Consider the following 20,182-nt stretch of genomic DNA (forward strand, 5'->3'; position numbering starts at 1 on the left):
TCCTCCTAGAATTCCTCTTATTAAATTTTCACAATATAAATTGACTTAGATCTTTGTTGTTTGCAATCGTTCCGAGCTTTTCTTCAACGTATTGCGGCGTGATGGCGACTTTTTCCATCGTAACGTCCGGCGCTTCAAACGACAGGTCTTCCAAGAGACGTTCCAATATCGTGTGAAGCCTTCTCGCTCCGATGTTGTCCGTATCCTGATTCACATGATAAGCCACTTCGGCGATCTTACGAATAGCTTCGTCAGAAAATTCAAGAGATATACCTTCTGTCTGCAATAAAGCCTGATATTGTTTTAACAGCGCGTTATCGGGTTCGACGAGAATTTTCACAAAATCATCTACCGTCAGCTTGCTCAATTCTACACGAATCGGAAAGCGGCCCTGCAGCTCCGGAATCAGGTCAGACGGTTTGGCCATATGGAATGCCCCGGCTGCGATAAACAGCACGTGATCTGTTTTGACGGAGCCGTATTTCGTGACGACGGTAGATCCTTCGACAATCGGAAGGATATCTCTTTGAACGCCTTCTCTCGATACATCTGCTGAGGAAGAAGCCCCTCCGTTTTTTGCGATTTTATCTATTTCGTCAATAAAGATAATGCCGCCCTCTTCAGCTCTTAACACGGCCTCTTGGCCGACTTCATCCATATCGATTAATTTGCCTGCCTCTTCATTGGTCAGAACCTTCCTTGCTTCTCTGACCGTCATTTTGCGGCGTTTTTTCTTTTTTGGCACCAGATTGCTCAGCGCATCCTGCATATTCATGCCCATCTGCTCCATCCCGGAGCCTTGCAGCATGTCAAACATCGACGGCTGCTGCTCTTCCACCTCTACGGAGACGTAATGGTCTTCGAGCTCTCCCAATGCGAGCTGATGCGCCATGCGCTTTCTTTTCTCTTCAAGGCTTGCTTCTTCCTGCTGGTCGGCTTCATCATCATTTGCCGCCTGGCTTCCTCCGAAAAGCATTTCAAACGGATTTTTCACACCCGCTTGTTTTTTCTTTCCCGGAACGAGAAGCCGCACTATACGTTTGTTTGCATTTTCTTCAGCCTGTTCTTTCACTTCGCTGATTTTTTCTTCTTTAATGAGCCGCACGGATGTCTCAACGAGGTCTCTGACCATTGATTCGACATCTCTGCCTACATAGCCGACTTCTGTAAATTTTGTCGCTTCAATTTTTATAAATGGCGCACCGGTAAGCTTGGCGATCCGTCTGGCGATCTCTGTTTTCCCCACCCCGGTCGGGCCCATCATCAGGATGTTTTTGGGAACGATCTCGTCTCTCAGTTTTTCATCAAGAAGACTTCTGCGATAGCGGTTTCTTAATGCCACGGCGACAGCTTTTTTCGCATCCTGCTGTCCTACAATGTATTGATCCAACCGATCTACGATTTGTCTCGGTGTTAACGGTTTGTTTTCCATGCGCCTCAAGTCCTTTCTATTCAAGTTCTTCCAAAATGATCTGATCGTTTGTGTACACACAAATCTCGCCCGCGATTTTCAAAGCGGCTTTTGCAATATCTTTGGCGGACAGATTCTCTCCGGCATAGGTTTTCAGCGCTCTTCCTGCTGACAGGGCGTAGTTTCCGCCGGAGCCGATTGCCAAAATGCCGTCATCCGGCTCAATCACTTCACCTGTTCCCGATACGAGAAGCAAGGTATCCTGGTTCATGACAATCAGCATGGCTTCCAGCTTGCGCAGCACTTTATCGCTGCGCCATTCTTTCGCAAGCTCAACCGACGCACGTTTTAAATTGCCGTTGTATTCTTCAAGCTTCGCCTCAAACATTTCAAAAAGTGTGAAAGCGTCTGCAACAGATCCCGCAAATCCGGCCAGAACCTTTCCGTTAAACAGCTTTCTCACTTTTCTCGCGGTATGTTTCATGACTACAGCCTGACCGAATGTGACCTGGCCGTCTCCTGACATAGCGCTTTTCCCGTTATGCTGGACGGCAAAAATCGTTGTCGCATGAAAAGATGACATGAGAAGGGCCTCCTTTTAATTTTCTTTAAAAGCTCTCGGGTGGTGGGACATATATGTGTTTCTCAGCATTTCCTTCGATACATGTGTGTATATCTGCGTAGAAGACAGATTGGAATGGCCCAAAAGCTCCTGGACGCTTCTTAAATCAGCCCCTTCATTCAGCAGATGAGTCGCAAACGTGTGCCGAAGCATATGCGGGTGTATATGTAAAGTGCCAGATGCTTTTTTTACAAGCCCGCTTAAAATATACCTGATTCCTCTGGCGGTCAGCGGGCCGCCTCTTTGATTGACAAACAGCACATCATGAGGCTCTTTTGCTTTTTCAAGCAGGCACTGCCTTCCGCTGTTGATATACAGCTCCAGCGCATCACGGGCATATGAGCCGAACGGGATATAGCGCTGCTTCTTGCCTTTCCCGTGAACGAGCACCGTATCCATGAACAGGTCAAGATCGCCGACAGTGAGCGTACAGCACTCACTGACCCTCATTCCGGTCGCATAAAGAAGCTCAAGCAGGGCCTGATCGCGCATCCCTGACGGCTGACTTCTGTCTGAAACAGCGAATAGTTCCTCAAGTTCTTTTTCATAAAGAAACTTCGGAATCCGTTTCTCTTGTTTCGGCAGATGAACAAGCTGAAACGGATTCTCTTCAACAAGCTTTTCCCTCATTAAAAATTTATAGAAGCTTCTCAAAGCTGAAATTTTCTTGCTGATTGTTTTTCTTGACAGGCCTTTTTCATAAGCCTCCGTCAAAAATATTCTCACATCATGATATGCAGCTTCTTTCATTCCATTTATATTTTGAGCATGCAGAAACATCCCAAATTCTTCAATCGAATTAACATAATTCACAATAGTATATTGTGAATAATTTTTTTCAATTTGTAAATATTCAACGAATAACTTTAAAAAAAAGTTAACATTCTCAGTCATTATGAAGACCTCCCTCTCCGAAGGGCTTTTAAATGGTATCATATAATGCATCGAAGTTGCAATGAAAAGCTATATCGTTTTCGAAATAGTTTGAATAGTCTCAATTGCGCGTTTAGCGTATTCTTCATTTCGTTCTTTTTTGTTTTTAATTTTTACAGGCAATTCTTTTAAGAGGCCGAAGTTTGCATTCATCGGCTGGAAGTTCTTCTGATTTGTCGTCGTAATGTAGTGAGCCATGCTTCCGATCGCCGTCTCCTGCGGGAATGTCACAAGATCCTGACCGAGCACAAGTTTGGCGGCATTGATTCCCGCTACAAGACCTGAAGCGGCAGATTCAACATAACCCTCTACGCCGGTCATTTGGCCCGCGAAAAACAGATCGTTCCGCTGTTTAAATTGATATGTCGGGTTCAAAAGGCTCGGCGAGTTGATAAATGTGTTTCTGTGCATGACGCCGTATCTGACGATATCAACATTTTCAAGACCGGGGATCAGTTTAAGCACTTCTTTTTGGTCTCCCCATTTTAAATGTGTCTGAAAACCTACAATATTATAAAGCGTTCCCGCCGCATCATCCTGTCTGAGCTGAACGACTGCATAAGGGCGCTTGCCTGTTTTCGGATCTTCCAGTCCGACCGGTTTCATCGGTCCGAACAGCATTGTTTTCTTGCCTCTTTTCGCCATGACTTCAATCGGCATGCAGCCTTCAAAGAAGATTTCTTTCTCGAATTCTTTTAAAGGTACCGTCTCAGCCGTCGTCAATGCTTCATAGAAACGGTCGAACTCTTCCTCTGTCATCGGGCAGTTTAAGTACGCCGCTTCTCCCTTGTCATAACGGGATTTTAAGTACACTTTCTCCATATCGAGGCTGTCTTTTTCGACAATCGGCGCCGCCGCGTCATAAAAATACAGATACTCTTCTCCCGTGAGCTCTTTCAGCTGCTGAGAAAGCGATTCTGACGTAAGCGGTCCGGTGGCGATAACAGTCGGGCCTTCCGGAATCTCTGTTACTTCCTCAGTAAGAACCGTTACGTTCGGATGGTTTTTCACGAGATCCGTCACGCTTTGCGCAAATTCATGACGGTCAACGGCAAGCGCTCCCCCGGCCGGAACCGAGCATTTATCAGCAGATTGAATGATTGCCGAGTCAAGGGCCCGCATTTCTTCTTTTAATACGCCTACCGCATTGGCGAGTGTATTTGAACGGAGGGAGTTGCTGCATACCAGTTCGGCGAATTTATCAGTATGATGGGCTGCCGTCTGCCTGACGGGCCGCATTTCATATAGTTTCACTTGAATTCCTCGTTTTGCAAGCTGCCATGCCGCTTCACTTCCGGCAAGGCCTGCTCCGATTACATTAACTGTTTGCTGGTTCATTTCTTTTCATCTCCTGTTGTTTGTCCCTTCCACACAAAGAAGGTGAGCAAGGCTCTGCTCACCGCTACTTCTGTGGTTCTTCCTTATAATCGCATTCGACGCATTGGACTTGTATGCCTTTTTTAAGCTTTTTCTCTACGAGCATATTTTCACATTTCGGGCATTTTCGTTCAATCGGTTTGTCCCAAGATACGAAGTCGCATTCAGGATAACGGTCACAGCCGTAAAAGATGCGTTTCTTTTTTGATTTTCGTTCGACAATGTTTCCTTCATGGCACTTAGGGCATTTTACGCCGATTTGTTTGACAATCGGTTTTGTATTCCGGCAGTCAGGGAAATTGGAGCACGCCATAAATTTGCCGTATCGGCCCATTTTATAAACCATCCGGGAGCCGCATAACTCACAATCTTCATCGGCGTATTCAGGTTCAATTTCCACTTCTTTCATTTCGGCTTCCGCTTTTTTCACGCGTTTTTCGAAATCAGTATAGAAGCTGTCAATGATTTGAACCCATTCTGTCTGGCCATCTTCAACATGATCAAGGTCTCTTTCCATTTTAGCCGTGAATTCAACGTTAATGATTTCCGGGAAAAACTCCATGATAAGATCCAGCACGATCTGCCCAAGCTCAGTCGGCACAAACCGTTTATTGTCTAATCCCACGTAACCGCGGCGCTGGATGGTGTCAAGAGTCGGCGCATATGTCGAAGGACGGCCGATCCCCAGTTCTTCAAGCGTTTTAACCAGGCGCGCCTCTGTATAACGCGGAGGCGGCTGAGTAAAGTGCTGCTCAGGCTCAATATCTTTCGATAAAACCGTGTCTCCCTCTTTAAGGTCCGGAAGCATGCGGTCTTTTTCTTCCAGCTGATCGTCTTTACCCTCTACATAGACTTTCATGAAGCCGGCGAATTTGACTTTACTTCCGTTTGCCCGGAATGTCAATCCGTTATTGCTGAGATCGACGCTCATCGTATCAAGGACGGCAGGGGCCATCTGGCTTGCAACAAAGCGCTCCCAAATCAGCTTGTATAATCTGAGCTGGTCTCTTCCAAGCACCGCTTTTAAGTCGGCAGGTTTTCTGAGCACCGAAGTCGGGCGGATCGCTTCGTGGGCATCTTGTGCGTTTTCATTTTTCTTTGCCGGTTTCCGTTTTCCCGCTAAGTACTCTTTTCCGTACGCCTGATCAATAAAAGCTGACGCTTCTTCAACGGCTGTATTGGAAATCCGCGTTGAGTCCGTTCTCATATACGTGATGAGCCCGACTGTCCCTTCTTTGCCGAGATCAATTCCTTCATATAATTGCTGCGCGATCATCATCGTTTTCTTCGCTCTGAAATTCAGCTTTCTTGCAGCCTCCTGCTGCAGAGTGGACGTTGTAAACGGCAGAGCGGGATTTCGTTTGCGCTCTTTTTTCGTAACCTTGTCAACTGTATACTTATTGCCTTTCAGCTGAGCAAGGATGGCTTTTACGTCTTCTTCGCTTTTTAAAGGAAGCTTTTTGCCGTTTTTTCCGAAAAATCCGGCTTCAAACGTCTCTTTTCCTTTTAAAAATGAGCCGGTAATCGTCCAGTACTCTTCAGGTTTAAAATCGTTGATTTCCTTTTCCCGGTCGATGATCAGCCGGAGCGCAACGGATTGCACACGGCCCGCACTGAGGCCTTTTTTTACTTTTTTCCAAAGAATCGGGCTGATTTTGTATCCGACGAGTCTGTCTAGTATGCGGCGCGCCTGCTGCGCATCGACAAGATCCATATTAATCATGCGCGGATGTTTAAATGATTCTTTAATGGCGTCTTTCGTTATTTCATTAAAGACGACCCGGCAGTCCGAGCTGAGATCCAGATCAAGACTGTGTGCGAGATGCCATGCAATCGCTTCCCCTTCTCTGTCGGGGTCGGCCGCGAGATAGACTTTTTTTGCTTTCTTTGCCGCTGTTTTTAATTCTTTTAAAACAGGGCCTTTTCCGCGGATCGTAATATATTTCGGTTCAAAGTTCTGTTCGATGTCAACTCCCATTTGACTTTTCGGAAGATCCCGGACATGTCCCATTGAAGCTTTGACTTTATATTTCTTCCCTAAATAACGTTCAATCGTTTTCGCCTTTGCCGGCGATTCCACGATGACTAGATAATCAGACATTTTCATCCCCCTCAAGAGGTGTTCTCTCTCTTTTCAAGTATCAATTCATTTTAGAGCTGCCTTTTTATGGCTTTCAACATTTCATTCTTTATGATGAACGTCATTTTATACATGAAAATAATGTGCAACTTTAAATCCTCACTATTATTAAATATTACAATACCGTTTGTCAAACGATATTTCAAAAGGGTTCCGTATACTGAACGCATCGGGCGGTCAGCTCTCCGTCAATATCCTCTGCGCATAATACAGCTTTCGCCCCTTCTTGAATGAGTTTTATAGGTCCTCCGGAATATGGATTAAATATGGAACCCGGAACGGCAAATACCTCTCTGCCTTGATCGAGAGCCTGGTAAGCTGTGATTAATGAACCGCTTTTTTCTTTTCCCTGCACGACCACAATTCCTTCACTTAGTCCGCTGATTATGCGGTTTCTCATCGGAAAGTGCCATTTTTTCGGCTTTGTTTCAGGAGGATGTTCTGAGAGTAGGAGATGGTGTTCAGCCATGTATTCTGCTAACAGGAGATTTTCCCGGGGATAGATGTGATGGAATCCGCCGGCTATCACGCCGATCGTAAGCCCTTTTGCCCTGATGCTCGCCTTATGAGACAATCCGTCTATACCGGATGCAAGCCCGCTTACAATGATCCAGCCTTTTTTTGAGAGTTCGGCGGAAAGATGCCCAACCGCTTTTATTCCGTCTTCCGTCGGTTTCCGCGTTCCTACAATCCCGATTTTTCTGCCTTTTTCAAGAAGCAGCGTGTTCCCTTTTGCATACAAGACAGCCGGCGGATCATAAATCGCTTTAAGCCATGTTGGATAGCGGCTTGATGAAATCGGAATGACAGTAATGCCTTCGCGGCGGTAATCGGACAGAACTTCATCAAGTTCCGAATTCTTGCGCTCTATTTCCCGAAAAATTGCTTCCGGGGCTGTTTTCCCTTCTGATAAAACAGTTAATGGATGCGGATTCGGTAAAAAAGACAGAGAGTGATCAGCTTTCCACCATTTTAATAGAAGAGACGGGGAAATGATTTGATTAATACTGCAGACCATTAAACAGCGCGATGCTTGATCCAAATCTGGAAACCTCCTCTTTTTTTCAGCAAAAACAGGAACAGCCGTTACGGCTGCCCCTGCTTCGATCAGTGCGTTTTGCACGTTTCAAATAAGCCTTTTTCTTTTAACACCTTAATCAGCGTTTCACCCATTACAGAAGGGGTTTCCGCGACTTCAATTCCGCAGGCGTTCATCGTTTTGACTTTTTCTTCTGCCGTGCCTTTTCCTCCGGAGATGATGGCGCCCGCATGGCCCATGCGTTTTCCCGGAGGCGCGGTTTTACCGCCGATAAAGCCGACAACAGGCTTCGTCATGTTCGCTTTCACCCACTCAGCCGCTTCTTCTTCAGCTGTGCCGCCGATTTCTCCGATCATGATGACAGCATGTGTTTCAGGATCTTCATTGAACGCTTTTAACACGTCAATAAAGTTCGTGCCGTTGACCGGATCGCCGCCGATCCCTACAGCGGTAGATTGGCCTACGCCGGCTTCTGAAAGCTGATGGACGGCCTCGTATGTCAATGTTCCTGAACGGGACACAACGCCTACATGACCCTTTTTATGAATGTATCCCGGCATAATGCCGATCTTGCATTCTTCAGGTGTAATAACACCAGGGCAGTTCGGCCCTATTAATCTCGTTTTCTTGCCTTCCATAAAACGCTTCACTTTCACCATGTCCAAAACCGGAATGTGCTCAGTGATACAAATGACAAGATCAATTTCCGCGTCAACCGCTTCCATAATTGCGTCCGCCGCAAACGGAGCCGGCACGTAAATAACTGACGCATCTGCGCCCGTTGTATGAACCGCTTCTGCGACCGTATTGAATACCGGTACGCCTTCCGCTTCCGTTCCGCCTTTTCCAGGTGTTACACCGCCAACGATATTCGTGCCGTATTCCAGCATCTGCTTTGTATGAAATAAAGCGGTAGAACCTGTAATCCCCTGTACAATAACTCTTGTATCTTTATTGATAAAAACACTCATTATCTGGTCCCCTGCCTTTCATTCTTTCCTAAACTAAGGATACGATTTTCTGTGCGCCGTCTGCCATTGATTCCGCAGATGTGATGTTTAAGCCTGATTCATTCAGGATTTTCTTTCCTAAATCTACGTTTGTCCCTTCAAGGCGCACGACCAGCGGCAATGTCAAGCCGACTTGTCTCGTGGCTTCAACAACGCCCTCGGCGATGACATCGCACTTCATGATGCCTCCGAAAATATTGACGAAAATTCCTTTTACGTTTTGATCGGAAAGAATGATTTTAAAAGCTTCCGTAACTTTTTCTGCGGTTGCGCCGCCCCCGACATCAAGGAAGTTTGCAGGTTCTCCGCCGTAGTGTTTAATGATATCCATAGTAGACATTGCAAGACCCGCGCCGTTTACCATACAGCCGATATTTCCATCAAGGGAAATGTAGCTTAAATCGTATTTTGACGCTTCGATTTCTTTCGGATCTTCTTCATCTAAATCTCTGTATTCCATAATGTCTTTTTGTCTGTATAACGCATTGCTGTCGAAGTTCAGCTTAGCATCCAGCGCCATGACGTTTCCGTCCCCCGTAACAACGAGAGGGTTGATCTCGGCGATGGAGCAGTCCTTCTCAACAAATGCTTTATATAAACCGAGCATAAATTTAGCGGCTTTGCCGACAAGCTCTTTCGGGATGTTAATTGCGAATGCAATTTCCCTTGCCTGATAGCCCTGAAGGCCGACAGCCGGATCAATTACCGCTTTTTTAATTTTTTCAGGTGTTTTTTCCGCTACTTCTTCAATCTCCGTTCCGCCTTCTTCAGACGCCATTAAAACGATTCTTGAAGTAGCGCGGTCAAGTACAAGCCCGACATAGTATTCCTTTTTAATATCGCAGCCTTCTTCAATAAGTAAGCGTTTTATTACTTGTCCGTCCGGACCCGTTTGATGTGTGACGAGCGTCTTGCCTAACAGTTCTTCGGCATACTCTTTCACTTCATCTTTTGTTTTTGCAATCTTTACCCCACCAGCTTTGCCGCGGCCGCCAGCATGGATTTGCGCCTTTACGACATAAACCGAGCTTGACAGGCTCTCTGCTTTTTCAACTGCTTCCTCTGCTGTAAAAGCCACTTTACCTTCAGGAACAGACACCCCGTATTTTCTGAGGACTTCTTTTCCCTGGTACTCATGGATATTCATTTCCCATCCTCCTAACTTATGTAGCAAAACTAAAAATAGACTGCGCTTTCATTCTATATAATACTGGAAGAATTGTCTAGGGTCCAAAACAAAATCTTTATATCCTTCCAAACATTCTAACTTTTATTTTATTGAAAATATAAATTTAAACGGAGTCCGGGAAATGAATAGTCCTTATTTTTCGTTTTTCAGGGTTTCGTCCAGTTTGTAAACAAATGAAAAAATTTCGGCAACGGTTTCATAAAGCGCCTCCGGTATCTGATCGTCAACCGTCAAATGGCGCATTAATTCGACAAGGGTTCTGTCTTCCTGAATGGGGACCCCAGCTTTCTCAGCTTCTTTTATAATATTTTCCGCCACGTGCCCCCTGCCTGTTGCGACAACCTTCGGGGCTTGGTCTTTCTGCCGGTCGTAATGCAGGGCGACAGCTCTTCTTAACGGCGTTTGCTCTTTCATATTTTCACATCCACTTTTCTTCCGCCGTCTTTTTCTATAAACTCTTCCACAAGAGCGCTCTGGTCTTTCGGGCGCCGTTTTTTAGCCGTGACGCCTGACAGGCTGAAGCCCGTTTCTTTTACGGCTTCTTTTAAAGCCGGTACGAGAGGGTCGATGGCCGCCTGAAGCTCAAAATCAGTCTCAACCGTAATGGTCATTACATTTTGCTGAATCATGCAGTCCACAACGGTTTCTTGCAGTGTTTCAAGGTGCAGCAAAAACAGGAGCCTGCAATGTGACGGATCGAGTTTTCCGTCCGGCTTCTTCCGTCCTTTAAAGAGAACTGTGATGTCATTCTCATACGCGGACGCTCCCAGCGGAAATGACAGCACCATCTGCGTAACAGAAGGATTATGCTGCTCAATAAACAGCTGGCCGTTTAATTTATGAATAAGCGGTTCCGCCTCTTGTTTAACGGATTGGGGCGCCTCTTGAAGCGTCCGGACGGCTTGGAGGGCTGTTTTCAGTGCTTGTTTCTCCGGCTGCGGAGATACGCCTTTTTCAAGCGCTGTAATGAATGATAATTCATCACGCGTGCCCAGTCCTTTTTTGATTTTCTGCAAAAGGCTTAATACATCATGTTTTTCTGCATATTTCAATTCGGTGAGCTGAGCGGCTTTTTCAAAAACAGCCGCCTCCTGTTCTGTCAGATGTGCGTTTTGAAGAACAGGTGCTGTTTTAAATGTTTTTTCTTGAGAAATGAGAGCCTTAATGATCTCCGCCGTTACTTTTACAGGACGGTTTTCAGTTTTTTCTGCCGATGTCATTAATTTCTCTATAATCTGTTTTGCCGTTTTTTCAGGCAGTTCCGTATCTGTCCGTGCACTCGGAGGAGAAGGTTGGCTTGAGACTGCCTTTCCGTTTTCACGAGTCTCTCGGACAAATGGTGATTGTTTTGATTCCGTCCGTTCTCCTTCATCCATCAGCCCGGTTTCTGAGATCGGCATGCGTGCAGCCTCGGCAAGCTTCTTCAAGAGACGTTCTGCATGAAGATCCGTTTCCGCGTTTAACACGTCAGAAACCGCCTCTTTGAGCACAGACAGCTCTTTTGCCGATTGCGGAGCCTGATTGATTGCCTGAAGCAGTCCTGAGAGGAGGCGCCGGGTCGGAACCGGATATTTAACGGCATGAATGGCTGACAAGACTTCCGGATGTGCGGGCAGTTCCCGTTTCAGCGCAAATACGATTGTTTCCGCCGCTTTTTTCAATTTGGCGGCCGGAAGCGATTCAGCCCAGCGGATGCAAGCTTTGAGGCTGTTTTCCGTCATCGGCAGCTTCTGCTGCATAAACGTTTCGGCAATCTGCAGAGACACAGGGCCTGGTTTGACAGAAAGAGCGTTTAACAGTCTTCCCGCCGCTTCCTGAACGGTTTTCGGGCTTCCTTCGAATTGGTCGATGACATGAAGCCGGCCCGTTTTTTCCGCCGGCTGTTTGTCATAAGAAAACCAGTAATACGCCTGCGGGCGAAGGGCGGTTTCAAGTTTTCCCTGCATCGTCCGGCCGCCGATTTGGATAAGAGCGCTTTGATCGTCCAGCAAACGGAGAACCTTCCCTAACAGCAGCCTTTGAGCGCCGCTGTCTTTACCGCCGTCTTGCCGGTCCGGAGGGATTTCCGCCGTCAGCTGTCTGAAAGCCGCTTGGATTTCGCCGCTTATGTTCATGTCTTAAGCCTCTTTTCTAACAATAAGATTGAACGGGAGCGAACGTTTTTCGGTGAATAGTTGTCGGTCCGTATGCCTGAAGAGCTTCAAGATGTTCTTTCGTTCCGTAGCCTTTATTTTTTTCAAAGCCGTACATGGGGTAGGTTTTGGCGTACTCAGCCATGAGACGGTCCCGCGTTACTTTTGCTATGCAGGCTCCGGCGGCAATTGACACGCTTTTGGCATCCCCTTTTATAACTGATGACTGCGGAATGTCAAGCGGCAGGGTCATGGCATCAACAAGCAGATAATCAGGTGTTTCCGTTAAAGCATTGACGGCTTTTACCATCGCCAGTCTCGCGGCCTCATAAATGTTGATCCGGTCAATGACGTCCGCATGGACAATGCCGACTCCTACAGCCGCCGCTTCTTCCGTGATCCGGCTGTAATACTCCTCGAGCTTCTTTTCCGACAATTTCTTCGAGTCCGTGAGACCGAGAATCTCGCATTCTGCCGGCAAAATGACGGCGCCGGCGACAACCGGTCCGGCAAGCGGCCCTCTTCCGGCTTCGTCAACACCCGCAATCAGGCGGAAGCCCTTTTTGGATGACAGTCTTTCGTATGCCGTCATGTTCAGCCATTGCTCTTTAAGAGCTTTTTCCTTCGCGTGCTTTTTCAGCCATTGCTCTAAAAGCGTCTGTACGCTTTTTCTCGGGTCTTTCTCACATTGGGCAAGGAAGGGGTCGCTTTCGTCCCTGACCTCTTGCAGGCGTTCTTTTACGCTTTTTACGGTTAATGTATTCACGTTCTCTTCTCCCTTACATTATGTATATCGGTATTCTGCGGAAAAAATAAAGACCCGCATCTCTGCGCGTCTTTATTCTGATGGTGTTTCAAATGAAAGCCTGCCGAATTTTTCCGTCCGGATGTCCCGAATGATGACTTCCGTTGTTTTATCATAGTCAACCATTCCGCCGCCCATCAAACAGCCGCGTTTTTCACCGATCGCGTCGAAAAGAGCGGCGATATCCTCAGGGATTTCCTGAAGTCCGTAGCGCTCCTTCAAGCGGTCGGGATAATGCTCTTCCAGAAAGCGCAGCCCGAAGACAGCCACATCCTGCAGGTTGATAATCGTATCTTTAATCGCCCCGGTGATCGCCAGGCGCAAGCCGACAAGCTCATCTTCAAATTTAGGCCATAAAATTCCCGGTGTATCGAGCAGCTCTAATTCCTTGCCTACCTTTACCCACTGCTGTGAAGTGGTAATGCCGGGCCTGTCTCCCGTCTTGGCAATGTTTTTTTTGGCCAGCCGGTTAATGAGCGTAGACTTGCCGACATTCGGAATGCCGATGATTAATGCGCGGATTGCTCTTGGCCTAACACCTTTTGCTTTCATTTTATCGAACTTATCTTTCAGCAGCTCTTTCGAGGACGGCACGATTTGATGCAGTCCCTGCCCGTTAACGGAGTTTATTGAAAGAGAGGGAATGCCCTGTTCCTGAAAGTGGTCCTTCCACTGGGCAGTCACAGCCGCATCCGCCTTATCGGCTTTATTTAAAAGCATAATGCGCGGCTTATTTTTTAAAATCTCCTCAATCATCGGATTTCTCGATGACATCGGGATTCTCGCATCCACCAATTCGTATACGATATCAATTAATTTCAGTTTTTCTGTTACTTCCCGTCTCGCTTTAGCCATATGGCCTGGGAACCATTGAATGGTCATGTGACTTCGACACCTGCCTTATTTACCGGAACCGGATGTTCCGATGATCTCTTATGTATTTTACGTTGCTTGTTCTGCTTTTACAAATTTCATATAAAAAAAGAGCCTGTTACGGGTAACAAGCTCTTTTCGTTCGTTATCATTATCGTCTGATTTCTTTAATACGAGCCGCTTTTCCGCGAAGTTCACGCAGGTAGTAAAGCTTAGCGCGACGTACTTTACCGTAACGTACAACTTCGATTTTCGCGATTTTTGGTGTGTGTACAGGGAATGTACGTTCAACGCCAACACCGTAAGAAATCTTACGAACTGTGAACGTTTCGCTGATTCCACCACCACGACGCTTGATCACAACACCTTCGAAGATCTGGATACGCTCACGGTTACCCTCAACAACTTTTACGTGTACACGTAAAGTGTCACCAGGACGGAACGCAGGAAGATCAGTGCGAAGCTGTTCTTTTGTGATATCTTGAATTAGTTTTTGCATCGTTTTCAACTCCTTCCAACAGATGCTCTTGGCCACAACTGCAAGGCACAGCGGAACATCGTTTTCAAGCTTCTGAAGGATAAGCCTCCTTAAGCCACAAGTAGTATCTTATCATATCTTCATCGCCTGCGCAATAGAATCTATTCGTTTTCCCACTCGGAAATCCATTTTCTTTGCTCATCAGTGAGAGGATAGTTTTCAAGAAGATCGGGACGTCTTAAAAAGGTTCTTCTGATTGATTCTTTATTTCGCCATTTTTGTATTTTAGCATGGTTGCCCGACAGAAGGGTCTCAGGCACTTTTAAGCCTCTATAATCTGCAGGCCTCGTATAGTGCGGATGCTCTAAAAGCCCCGTGCTGAAGGAATCCTCCACGTGGGATGCTTCTTTTCCGAGGACGCCCGGCAAAAGCCTGACAACGCTGTCGGCGATCATCATGGCAGGGAGCTCTCCCCCGGTCAGCACAAAATCCCCGATGGAGATTTCATCAGTGACAAGATGTTCCCGGATCCGTTCATCATACCCTTCATAATGTCCGCAAATAAACATGAGATGTTCCTCTTGTGCCAGCTCCTCGGCTTTCTTCTGCGTATAACGCTCACCTTGCGGGCAGACGAGAATAATGCGCGGCTTGGCGTCCGTACCGGCTGTCAGCTTTTCAACCGCATCAAATACGGGCTGCGGCTTTAACACCATCCCGGCTCCCCCGCCGTACGGGTAATCATCAACCGTTTGGTGTTTATTATCCGAAAAAGCCCGGAAATTGATGACGTCAAAACGGACAGCCTCTTTTTCCTGTGCTTTTTGCAGAATGGAGGAGCCGAGCACCCCTTGAAACATTTCGGGAAACAGTGTTAAAAAGTCGATTTTCATTCGTCTATTAACCCTTCCATTACATGAATCTTAATTTTCTTCTCATTTATATTAATATCCTTTACCACAGAAGCAATATACGGAATGAGCGAATCTTTTTTGCCTTTTCTTGCAACCACCCATACGTCATTAGCCCCTGGCGTCAAGATTTCCTTCACTGTGCCGATCAGTTCCCCGTCTTCTGACACAACCTCGCAGCCGATGATTTCATGAAAATAAAATTCATCTTCTTCAAGCTCTCCCAAGTCTTCTTCAGGGACTTTGATCACCATGTTTCTTAGGTGTTCGACTTCATTGAGACTCGGCATTTCTTTGAATTGCAGCAGGTGAAACTGCTTGTGAAGCCTGTGGGCGCTGACCGTTACTTTGATTGGCTCCGCAGCCCCTTCCGCAAACAAATAGAGCGTATTGCCGGGCTTGTACCGTTCTTCGGCAAAGTCCGTTTTAGAAATGACCCGCACTTCGCCTTTAATGCCGTGGGTATTTACAATTTTGCCTACATTAAACCATCTGTTTGTCATATTATCACCTCGGGCGGATTTCAATTACTACCCCGTCTTTTATGACGATGGTATTTGCCGCTGTTTTTTCATGCCAGTTATCACCGACGTTGATTGAAAGCAGCGCATCGATCTCCTTTTCCTTCACTTCGCTTCCAAGCGGGAGCGACTCTGTCTGGCTTATTTGGAAATCGATCATTTTGATTTTGTCTTGTCTTTTCTCAATGGCTTTTTTAAAAGATTCCGCTACATCGGGATTCTGCTGATCTTTTTCATGTTTTCTAAGCTGAAAATAGAGCTGGCTGCATTCTCGTTCAAGCGTTTGCTTTTTTTCTGCAAAAGAGGCCAAAAGCTTTTCCTTGCTTTGCTCGGTCAGAACCTGCATAACGGTTACTCTGTGAATAATCTGCATAGGACCAGACTCCCCACTCTTCCAACATATTTCTGTTCATTTGCCTTTTTTACGTGTAAAAAAAGGGGAGGTGCCGGCCCTCTCCCTTTTTCAGTCAAATATTTCAAATTGAACTTTCTTAGAAGACTGTGCGCCAGCTGCAAAAACGACGGTTCGAATCGCTCTTGCAGTCCGGCCTTGCTTTCCGATAATCTTACCGGTATCTGACTTATTGACAGATAAGCGCAGCGCAATCTTTTGATCAGTCTCTTCCTTTGTGACCGTTATGTCTTCCGGATGGTCGACAAGCGGAGCCACAATGCTGACAATCAAATCTTCCAAGTTCTGATCAGTCATTACTTGCCTTGTTTAGCGTTGTGGAATTTTTCCATAATTCCTTGGCTTGAGAACAAGTTGCGGACTGTATCAGAAGGTTTAGCTCCTGTTTGAAGCCATTTAAGAGCAAGCTCTTCGTTGATTTTCACTTCAGCCGGCTTTGCAACCGGGTTGTATGTGCCGACTGTTTCGATGAAACGGCCGTCACGCGGTGAACGAGAATCTGCTACAACAATACGATAGAAAGGAGATTTTTTTGCTCCCATACGTTTTAAACGAATTTTTACTGCCATTTTACTAGCACCTCCGAAAATATTTCAACAAGATAGTATATTAACAATGATAAAAGTGTTTGTAAAGTGTTTTTTCTTAACAACGGTTTTATCATGTATAACCGATTACATAAAAGGTAATTTAAAGCCTTTTTTCTTCCCTTTTGTCATGTTGGTCATCTGCTTCATCATTTTTTTCATTTCCTCAAACTGCTTTAAAAGACGGTTGACTTCCTGAACGGATGTTCCGCTTCCTTTGGCAATCCGCTTCCGCCGGCTGGCGTTAATGATATCCGGCTGTTCTTTTTCAAGAACAGTCATTGATTTAATGATCGCTTCCACATGATTCAGCTGTTTTTCATCGACTTGGATGTTTTTTAAGCCTTTCATTTTGCCTGCGCCGGGCATCATTTGCAACAGTTCGTCAAGAGGCCCCATGTTTCGGACCTGGCCGAGCTGCTCCAGAAAATCATCCAATGTGAAGCTCATCGTTCTCATTTTCTGCTCAAGCTCTTTGGCTTTGTCTTCATCAACGGTCGCCTGAGCTTTTTCAATCAAGGTCAGCACGTCACCCATTCCGAGAATTCGGGATGCCATCCGTTCAGGATGGAACGCTTCAAGAGCATCGAGCTTTTCTCCCATTCCGGCGAATTTAATCGGCGTTTCGGTGACCGCGCGGATAGAAAGCGCCGCACCTCCGCGGGTATCCCCGTCAAGCTTTGTTAAAATGACGCCCGTTAAACCGAGCTGGTCATTAAAGCTTTTGGCGACGTTTACCGCATCTTGACCGGTCATTGAGTCGACGACAAGGAAAATTTCCTCAGGATTTGCGACTTCCTTTACGCCGGAGAGCTCATCCATCAGTTCATGATCGATGTGCAGCCGTCCGGCGGTATCTAAAATCACATAATCATGATGCTCTTCCTTCGCTTTTTCAATCGCCTGTCTGGCAATTTCCACCGGGCTGACCTGATCGCCAAGCGAAAAGACCGGCATATCAAGCTGTTTCCCCAGGGTTTCCAGCTGTTTAATCGCGGCGGGGCGGTAAATATCCGCAGCCACGAGCAGCGGTTTGCGGTTATGTTTTTTGCGCAGCAGGTTGGCAAGCTTCCCCGTGGTTGTCGTTTTACCGGCACCTTGGAGCCCGACCATCATAATAACGGTCGGCGGGCGTTTGGCGACGGCAATTTTGCTTTCTTCGCCGCCCATCAGCTCGGTAAGCTCTTCTTTTACGACTTTAATAACCTGCTGACCGGGTGTCAGACTCTGCATAACGTCCTGTCCGACAGCCCGTTCACTTACTTTTTTCACAAAATCCTTTACGACTTTAAAGTTAACGTCAGCCTCAAGAAGCGCAAGACGAACTTCACGCATCATCTCTTTTACGTCTTGTTCGCTGACTTTTCCTTTTCCGCGGATTTTTGAAATCGTCTTTTGCAGTCGGTCGGCTAATCCTTCAAATGCCATTGTTTGCCGCCTCCTAATCTAATTTCTCAAGCGCTTCAATCAGAGCCGTCATTTTTTCCTCTTCCTGCAACCCGGAAGCAAGCTCTTTCAGCTTTGTAAACATTTCTTTACGCTCCTGAAACTTTTTAAAAAGGAGCAGTTTTTCTTCATATTGTTCAAGCATCGCTTCAGTCCGTTTGATGTTATCGTAAACGGCTTGCCTTGAAACGTCATACTCTTCGGCTATTTCACCAAGGGAGAAATCGTCCAGATAATAAAGCGACATATAGCTCTTTTGTTTTGACGTCAGCAACGACTGATAGAAGTCAAATAAATAGTTCATTCTCGTCGTTTTTTCGAGCGACATTTGAGCTCTCCCCTTTGTTAAGTCAAATCCCTTTACAAAAACTTAGTTTACATGGTTTCAGAGCGTGTGTCAAGTTTTTATCTTGTCAAAGCAGGATGCTCTTTTTACATAATAAGTTTTTTCAAAAAAATTCATATAGACCGTCGTTAAAATACTCGAATTCTTGTTTTGATACACGATAGCGGCAATAGCCTTCGTAAAAAGCATTGAGGCATGCTTCATTTGTGACAAAATGACTGATCGCTAATGATTCATCATATCGCGGATCTCCCGCCGATATTCCCGCAGCATCGATAAACAGATAGACCTCTCCGTCTTTCACCAGCACATTATCAGTCGTGCAGTCACCGTGAATCATTGTCTGCTGAACAGGAACAGGCCTGCACCTGTCCAATTCCTTCAAAAGCTCTGCACTTCCTTCAGCCTGTCCTTTTTTGACATATTCCCCGGCTCGTTTGATTTGTAGATCGAGCCAGTCTGTTTCCGGCTGTAAACCAGAGACCATTTCGGTTTCATGCAGACGTTGCAGAAACTGGCCGAAACTTTTGATCAGCTTTTTCTTTTCAGTATCCCCTTTTGCTTTTCTTAAAGCCGAAGTCAGTGTGATTCCATCCTCAAATGACATTACGATATGGCTGGCATGCTGTTCCTGTATCATCCCATAATAAATAGGAACAGGCAGACGACGAGTTTCCGTCAGTTTTTGTAAAACGAAGGCTTCTCTCATTAACCATTCCCGATACTTCTGTTGAAAAGAACTTTTCAGCAGAAATGCGTCTTGGCCGGTCACTATTTTCCGAACGGTTGAAGTGCCTCCCTGTTCATCCAGCAGCGACATATGGTTTATCGCGCCGATCTTACTTTCCAATTCAGCTTTCAGCCATTTGTCCAACAACTGCCCCCTCCATTCCGATCTATCAATGCGTATAAAAAAACGAGTATAAAACCGTCCATTTTACACTCGTTTTTTATTCATTAATCCTCGGCTTTTTCAACTAAATCAGAAAAGAGACCGTATACGTAAGATTCTGCATCAAACCGCTGGAGATCGTCAACCTTTTCTCCGAGGCCGACCAGTTTCACGGGGATGTGAAGCTCATTGCGGATCGCCAAGACGATACCGCCTTTTGCGGTGCCGTCAAGCTTCGTTAACGCGATACCCGTCACATTCGTCGCTTTGGAGAATTCTTTCGCCTGCGCCATCGCATTCTGACCTGTCGTCGCGTCCAGCGCAAGGAGAACCTCATGCGGAGCCTCAGGCACTTCGCGTTCGATGACGCGTTTGACTTTTTCAAGCTCTTTCATTAAGTTTACTTTATTCTGAAGGCGGCCGGCCGTATCACAAATCAGCACATCCGCTCCTCTTGCTTTAGCCGCGTGTACGGCATCATAAATAACCGCAGCAGGGTCGCTTCCGGCAGCCTGTTTAATGACAGGCACGCCTGTACGCTCTCCCCACACTTCAAGCTGTTCAATCGCCCCGGCTCTGAAGGTGTCTCCGGCAGCGAGCACAACGGATTTGCCTTCATTCTTCAGCTTATGGGCAAGTTTTCCGATCGTTGTCGTTTTTCCGACGCCGTTTACCCCGACAAGCAGAATAACGTTCAGGCGCCCGTCCTGAATATTTAATTCAGAAATCTGTTCGTCGCCGCTGTTATAAATGTCGACAAGCTTTTCAGAAATGACGGACTGCACTTCCTGAGGATCCTGGATGTTTTTCAGCTTCACTTCTTTTTTGAGCTCATCAATCAGCTCCATGACGGTTGTAAAACCTACGTCAGCGCCAATCAGCACTTCCTCAAGCTCCTCGAAGAAATCCTCGTCGACTTTCCGGTAGCGGGAGACGAGTTCGTTCACTTTATTTGAGAAGGAATTTCTTGTTTTTTCAAGACCATCTTTAAATTTTTCAGAGACGGAGTCTGTCTGTTTCGTGATTTTCTCTTTTAATTTTTTAAAAAAGCTCATCTT

22 protein-coding genes are annotated in these 20,182 nt (G+C 46.2%); all 22 read right to left on the reverse strand.

Annotated elements, in window-relative coordinates; genetic code table 11:
* Window positions 1-28: 28 nt before the first annotated feature.
* Window positions 29-1,432, reverse strand: a complete 1,404-nt coding sequence (hslU, locus tag D5S11_RS04910; protein WP_007611413.1) for an ATP-dependent protease ATPase subunit HslU — start codon at window positions 1,430-1,432, stop codon at window positions 29-31.
* A 16-nt stretch (window positions 1,433-1,448) separates the two neighbouring features.
* Window positions 1,449-1,994, reverse strand: a complete 546-nt coding sequence (hslV, locus tag D5S11_RS04915; RefSeq protein ID WP_003154267.1) for an ATP-dependent protease subunit HslV — start codon at window positions 1,992-1,994, stop codon at window positions 1,449-1,451.
* Window positions 1,995-2,009: 15 nt separating this feature from the next.
* Window positions 2,010-2,927 carry a tyrosine recombinase XerC gene (gene xerC / locus D5S11_RS04920; RefSeq protein WP_007409774.1) on the reverse strand — a complete coding sequence of 306 codons (918 nt, stop codon included), beginning with the start codon at window positions 2,925-2,927 and terminating at the stop codon, window positions 2,010-2,012.
* Window positions 2,928-2,996: 69 nt separating this feature from the next.
* The gene (trmFO, locus tag D5S11_RS04925; RefSeq protein WP_012117550.1) at window positions 2,997-4,304 is read right to left on the reverse strand and encodes an FADH(2)-oxidizing methylenetetrahydrofolate--tRNA-(uracil(54)-C(5))-methyltransferase TrmFO; all 1,308 of its coding nucleotides are present in this window, start codon (window positions 4,302-4,304) and stop codon (window positions 2,997-2,999) included.
* Between the two features lie 64 nt (window positions 4,305-4,368).
* The gene (gene topA, locus D5S11_RS04930; RefSeq protein WP_007409771.1) at window positions 4,369-6,444 is read right to left on the reverse strand and encodes a type I DNA topoisomerase; all 2,076 of its coding nucleotides are present in this window, start codon (window positions 6,442-6,444) and stop codon (window positions 4,369-4,371) included.
* A 181-nt stretch (window positions 6,445-6,625) separates the two neighbouring features.
* On the reverse strand, window positions 6,626-7,525 hold the full coding sequence (dprA, locus tag D5S11_RS04935) for a DNA-processing protein DprA (RefSeq protein ID WP_039063097.1): 900 nt from the start codon (window positions 7,523-7,525) through the stop codon (window positions 6,626-6,628).
* 65 nt (window positions 7,526-7,590) lie between these two features.
* Window positions 7,591-8,493 (reverse strand): succinate--CoA ligase subunit alpha, encoded by a 903-nt coding sequence (sucD, locus tag D5S11_RS04940; protein ID WP_003154281.1) that lies wholly within the window; start codon window positions 8,491-8,493, stop codon window positions 7,591-7,593.
* Between the two features lie 28 nt (window positions 8,494-8,521).
* Window positions 8,522-9,679, reverse strand: coding sequence for an ADP-forming succinate--CoA ligase subunit beta (gene sucC / locus D5S11_RS04945; RefSeq protein WP_003154283.1), 1,158 nt, complete (start codon window positions 9,677-9,679; stop codon window positions 8,522-8,524).
* Between the two features lie 174 nt (window positions 9,680-9,853).
* On the reverse strand, window positions 9,854-10,135 hold the full coding sequence (locus D5S11_RS04950) for a FlhB-like flagellar biosynthesis protein (protein WP_015239847.1): 282 nt from the start codon (window positions 10,133-10,135) through the stop codon (window positions 9,854-9,856).
* Window positions 10,132-11,835: a hypothetical protein gene (locus tag D5S11_RS04955; RefSeq protein ID WP_020955816.1), complete on the reverse strand. Its 1,704-nt coding sequence runs from the start codon at window positions 11,833-11,835 to the stop codon at window positions 10,132-10,134. The genes D5S11_RS04950 and D5S11_RS04955 overlap by 4 nt, the downstream gene beginning before the upstream one ends.
* A 16-nt stretch (window positions 11,836-11,851) precedes the next feature.
* A complete protein-coding gene (locus D5S11_RS04960) occupies window positions 11,852-12,619 on the reverse strand; it encodes a ribonuclease HII (protein WP_007611398.1) in 768 nt (255 codons plus the stop codon).
* 72 nt (window positions 12,620-12,691) lie between these two features.
* Window positions 12,692-13,540, reverse strand: a complete 849-nt coding sequence (gene ylqF, locus D5S11_RS04965; protein WP_007409766.1) for a ribosome biogenesis GTPase YlqF — start codon at window positions 13,538-13,540, stop codon at window positions 12,692-12,694.
* A 142-nt stretch (window positions 13,541-13,682) separates the two neighbouring features.
* Window positions 13,683-14,030 (reverse strand): 50S ribosomal protein L19, encoded by a 348-nt coding sequence (gene rplS, locus D5S11_RS04970; RefSeq protein WP_003154288.1) that lies wholly within the window; start codon window positions 14,028-14,030, stop codon window positions 13,683-13,685.
* Between the two features lie 140 nt (window positions 14,031-14,170).
* Window positions 14,171-14,902, reverse strand: coding sequence for a tRNA (guanosine(37)-N1)-methyltransferase TrmD (gene trmD / locus D5S11_RS04975; protein ID WP_007409764.1), 732 nt, complete (start codon window positions 14,900-14,902; stop codon window positions 14,171-14,173).
* Entirely contained in the window at window positions 14,899-15,423 is a 525-nt protein-coding gene (gene rimM, locus D5S11_RS04980) for a ribosome maturation factor RimM (protein ID WP_108724975.1), read from the reverse strand. The genes trmD and rimM overlap by 4 nt, the downstream gene beginning before the upstream one ends.
* A 4-nt stretch (window positions 15,424-15,427) precedes the next feature.
* Window positions 15,428-15,814, reverse strand: coding sequence for a YlqD family protein (locus D5S11_RS04985; RefSeq protein ID WP_003154291.1), 387 nt, complete (start codon window positions 15,812-15,814; stop codon window positions 15,428-15,430).
* A gap of 90 nt (window positions 15,815-15,904) precedes the next feature.
* Entirely contained in the window at window positions 15,905-16,150 is a 246-nt protein-coding gene (locus tag D5S11_RS04990) for a KH domain-containing protein (RefSeq protein ID WP_007611392.1), read from the reverse strand.
* Window positions 16,150-16,422: a 30S ribosomal protein S16 gene (rpsP, locus tag D5S11_RS04995; protein WP_003154296.1), complete on the reverse strand. Its 273-nt coding sequence runs from the start codon at window positions 16,420-16,422 to the stop codon at window positions 16,150-16,152. The genes D5S11_RS04990 and rpsP overlap by 1 nt, the downstream gene beginning before the upstream one ends.
* A 105-nt stretch (window positions 16,423-16,527) precedes the next feature.
* Window positions 16,528-17,868, reverse strand: a complete 1,341-nt coding sequence (gene ffh, locus D5S11_RS05000; protein WP_007409763.1) for a signal recognition particle protein — start codon at window positions 17,866-17,868, stop codon at window positions 16,528-16,530.
* 13 nt (window positions 17,869-17,881) lie between these two features.
* Window positions 17,882-18,214, reverse strand: coding sequence for a putative DNA-binding protein (locus D5S11_RS05005; protein WP_003154299.1), 333 nt, complete (start codon window positions 18,212-18,214; stop codon window positions 17,882-17,884).
* 121 nt (window positions 18,215-18,335) lie between these two features.
* Window positions 18,336-19,106 (reverse strand): phosphotransferase family protein, encoded by a 771-nt coding sequence (locus D5S11_RS05010; protein WP_007409762.1) that lies wholly within the window; start codon window positions 19,104-19,106, stop codon window positions 18,336-18,338.
* Window positions 19,107-19,189: 83 nt separating this feature from the next.
* Window positions 19,190-20,179, reverse strand: a complete 990-nt coding sequence (gene ftsY / locus D5S11_RS05015) for a signal recognition particle-docking protein FtsY (RefSeq protein ID WP_003154301.1) — start codon at window positions 20,177-20,179, stop codon at window positions 19,190-19,192.
* Between the last annotated feature and the right edge of the window lie 3 nt (window positions 20,180-20,182).

This window comes from Bacillus sp. L75 (genome assembly GCF_003676355.1).
Classification (GTDB): domain Bacteria; phylum Bacillota; class Bacilli; order Bacillales; family Bacillaceae; genus Bacillus; species Bacillus velezensis.

What these genes read in the sequence shown, in the direction of transcription:
- sucD (WP_003154281.1), bottom strand. Translation starts at nt 8,493, where the DNA reads ATGAGTGTTTTTATCAATAAAGATACAAGAGTTATTGTACAGGGGATT.
- hslV (WP_003154267.1), bottom strand. Translation starts at nt 1,994, where the DNA reads ATGTCATCTTTTCATGCGACAACGATTTTTGCCGTCCAGCATAACGGG.
- D5S11_RS04990 (WP_007611392.1), bottom strand. Translation starts at nt 16,150, where the DNA reads ATGACTGATCAGAACTTGGAAGATTTGATTGTCAGCATTGTGGCTCCG.
- trmFO (WP_012117550.1), bottom strand. Translation starts at nt 4,304, where the DNA reads ATGAACCAGCAAACAGTTAATGTAATCGGAGCAGGCCTTGCCGGAAGT.
- ftsY (WP_003154301.1), bottom strand. Translation starts at nt 20,179, where the DNA reads ATGAGCTTTTTTAAAAAATTAAAAGAGAAAATCACGAAACAGACAGAC.
- sucC (WP_003154283.1), bottom strand. Translation starts at nt 9,679, where the DNA reads ATGAATATCCATGAGTACCAGGGAAAAGAAGTCCTCAGAAAATACGGG.
- ylqF (WP_007409766.1), bottom strand. Translation starts at nt 13,540, where the DNA reads ATGACCATTCAATGGTTCCCAGGCCATATGGCTAAAGCGAGACGGGAA.
- rpsP (WP_003154296.1), bottom strand. Translation starts at nt 16,422, where the DNA reads ATGGCAGTAAAAATTCGTTTAAAACGTATGGGAGCAAAAAAATCTCCT.
- topA (WP_007409771.1), bottom strand. Translation starts at nt 6,444, where the DNA reads ATGTCTGATTATCTAGTCATCGTGGAATCGCCGGCAAAGGCGAAAACG.
- rimM (WP_108724975.1), bottom strand. Translation starts at nt 15,423, where the DNA reads ATGACAAACAGATGGTTTAATGTAGGCAAAATTGTAAATACCCACGGC.
- rplS (WP_003154288.1), bottom strand. Translation starts at nt 14,030, where the DNA reads ATGCAAAAACTAATTCAAGATATCACAAAAGAACAGCTTCGCACTGAT.
- D5S11_RS04950 (WP_015239847.1), bottom strand. Translation starts at nt 10,135, where the DNA reads ATGAAAGAGCAAACGCCGTTAAGAAGAGCTGTCGCCCTGCATTACGAC.
- xerC (WP_007409774.1), bottom strand. Translation starts at nt 2,927, where the DNA reads ATGACTGAGAATGTTAACTTTTTTTTAAAGTTATTCGTTGAATATTTA.
- ffh (WP_007409763.1), bottom strand. Translation starts at nt 17,868, where the DNA reads ATGGCATTTGAAGGATTAGCCGACCGACTGCAAAAGACGATTTCAAAA.
- D5S11_RS05005 (WP_003154299.1), bottom strand. Translation starts at nt 18,214, where the DNA reads ATGTCGCTCGAAAAAACGACGAGAATGAACTATTTATTTGACTTCTAT.
- D5S11_RS04985 (WP_003154291.1), bottom strand. Translation starts at nt 15,814, where the DNA reads ATGCAGATTATTCACAGAGTAACCGTTATGCAGGTTCTGACCGAGCAA.
- trmD (WP_007409764.1), bottom strand. Translation starts at nt 14,902, where the DNA reads ATGAAAATCGACTTTTTAACACTGTTTCCCGAAATGTTTCAAGGGGTG.
- D5S11_RS04955 (WP_020955816.1), bottom strand. Translation starts at nt 11,835, where the DNA reads ATGAACATAAGCGGCGAAATCCAAGCGGCTTTCAGACAGCTGACGGCG.
- hslU (WP_007611413.1), bottom strand. Translation starts at nt 1,432, where the DNA reads ATGGAAAACAAACCGTTAACACCGAGACAAATCGTAGATCGGTTGGAT.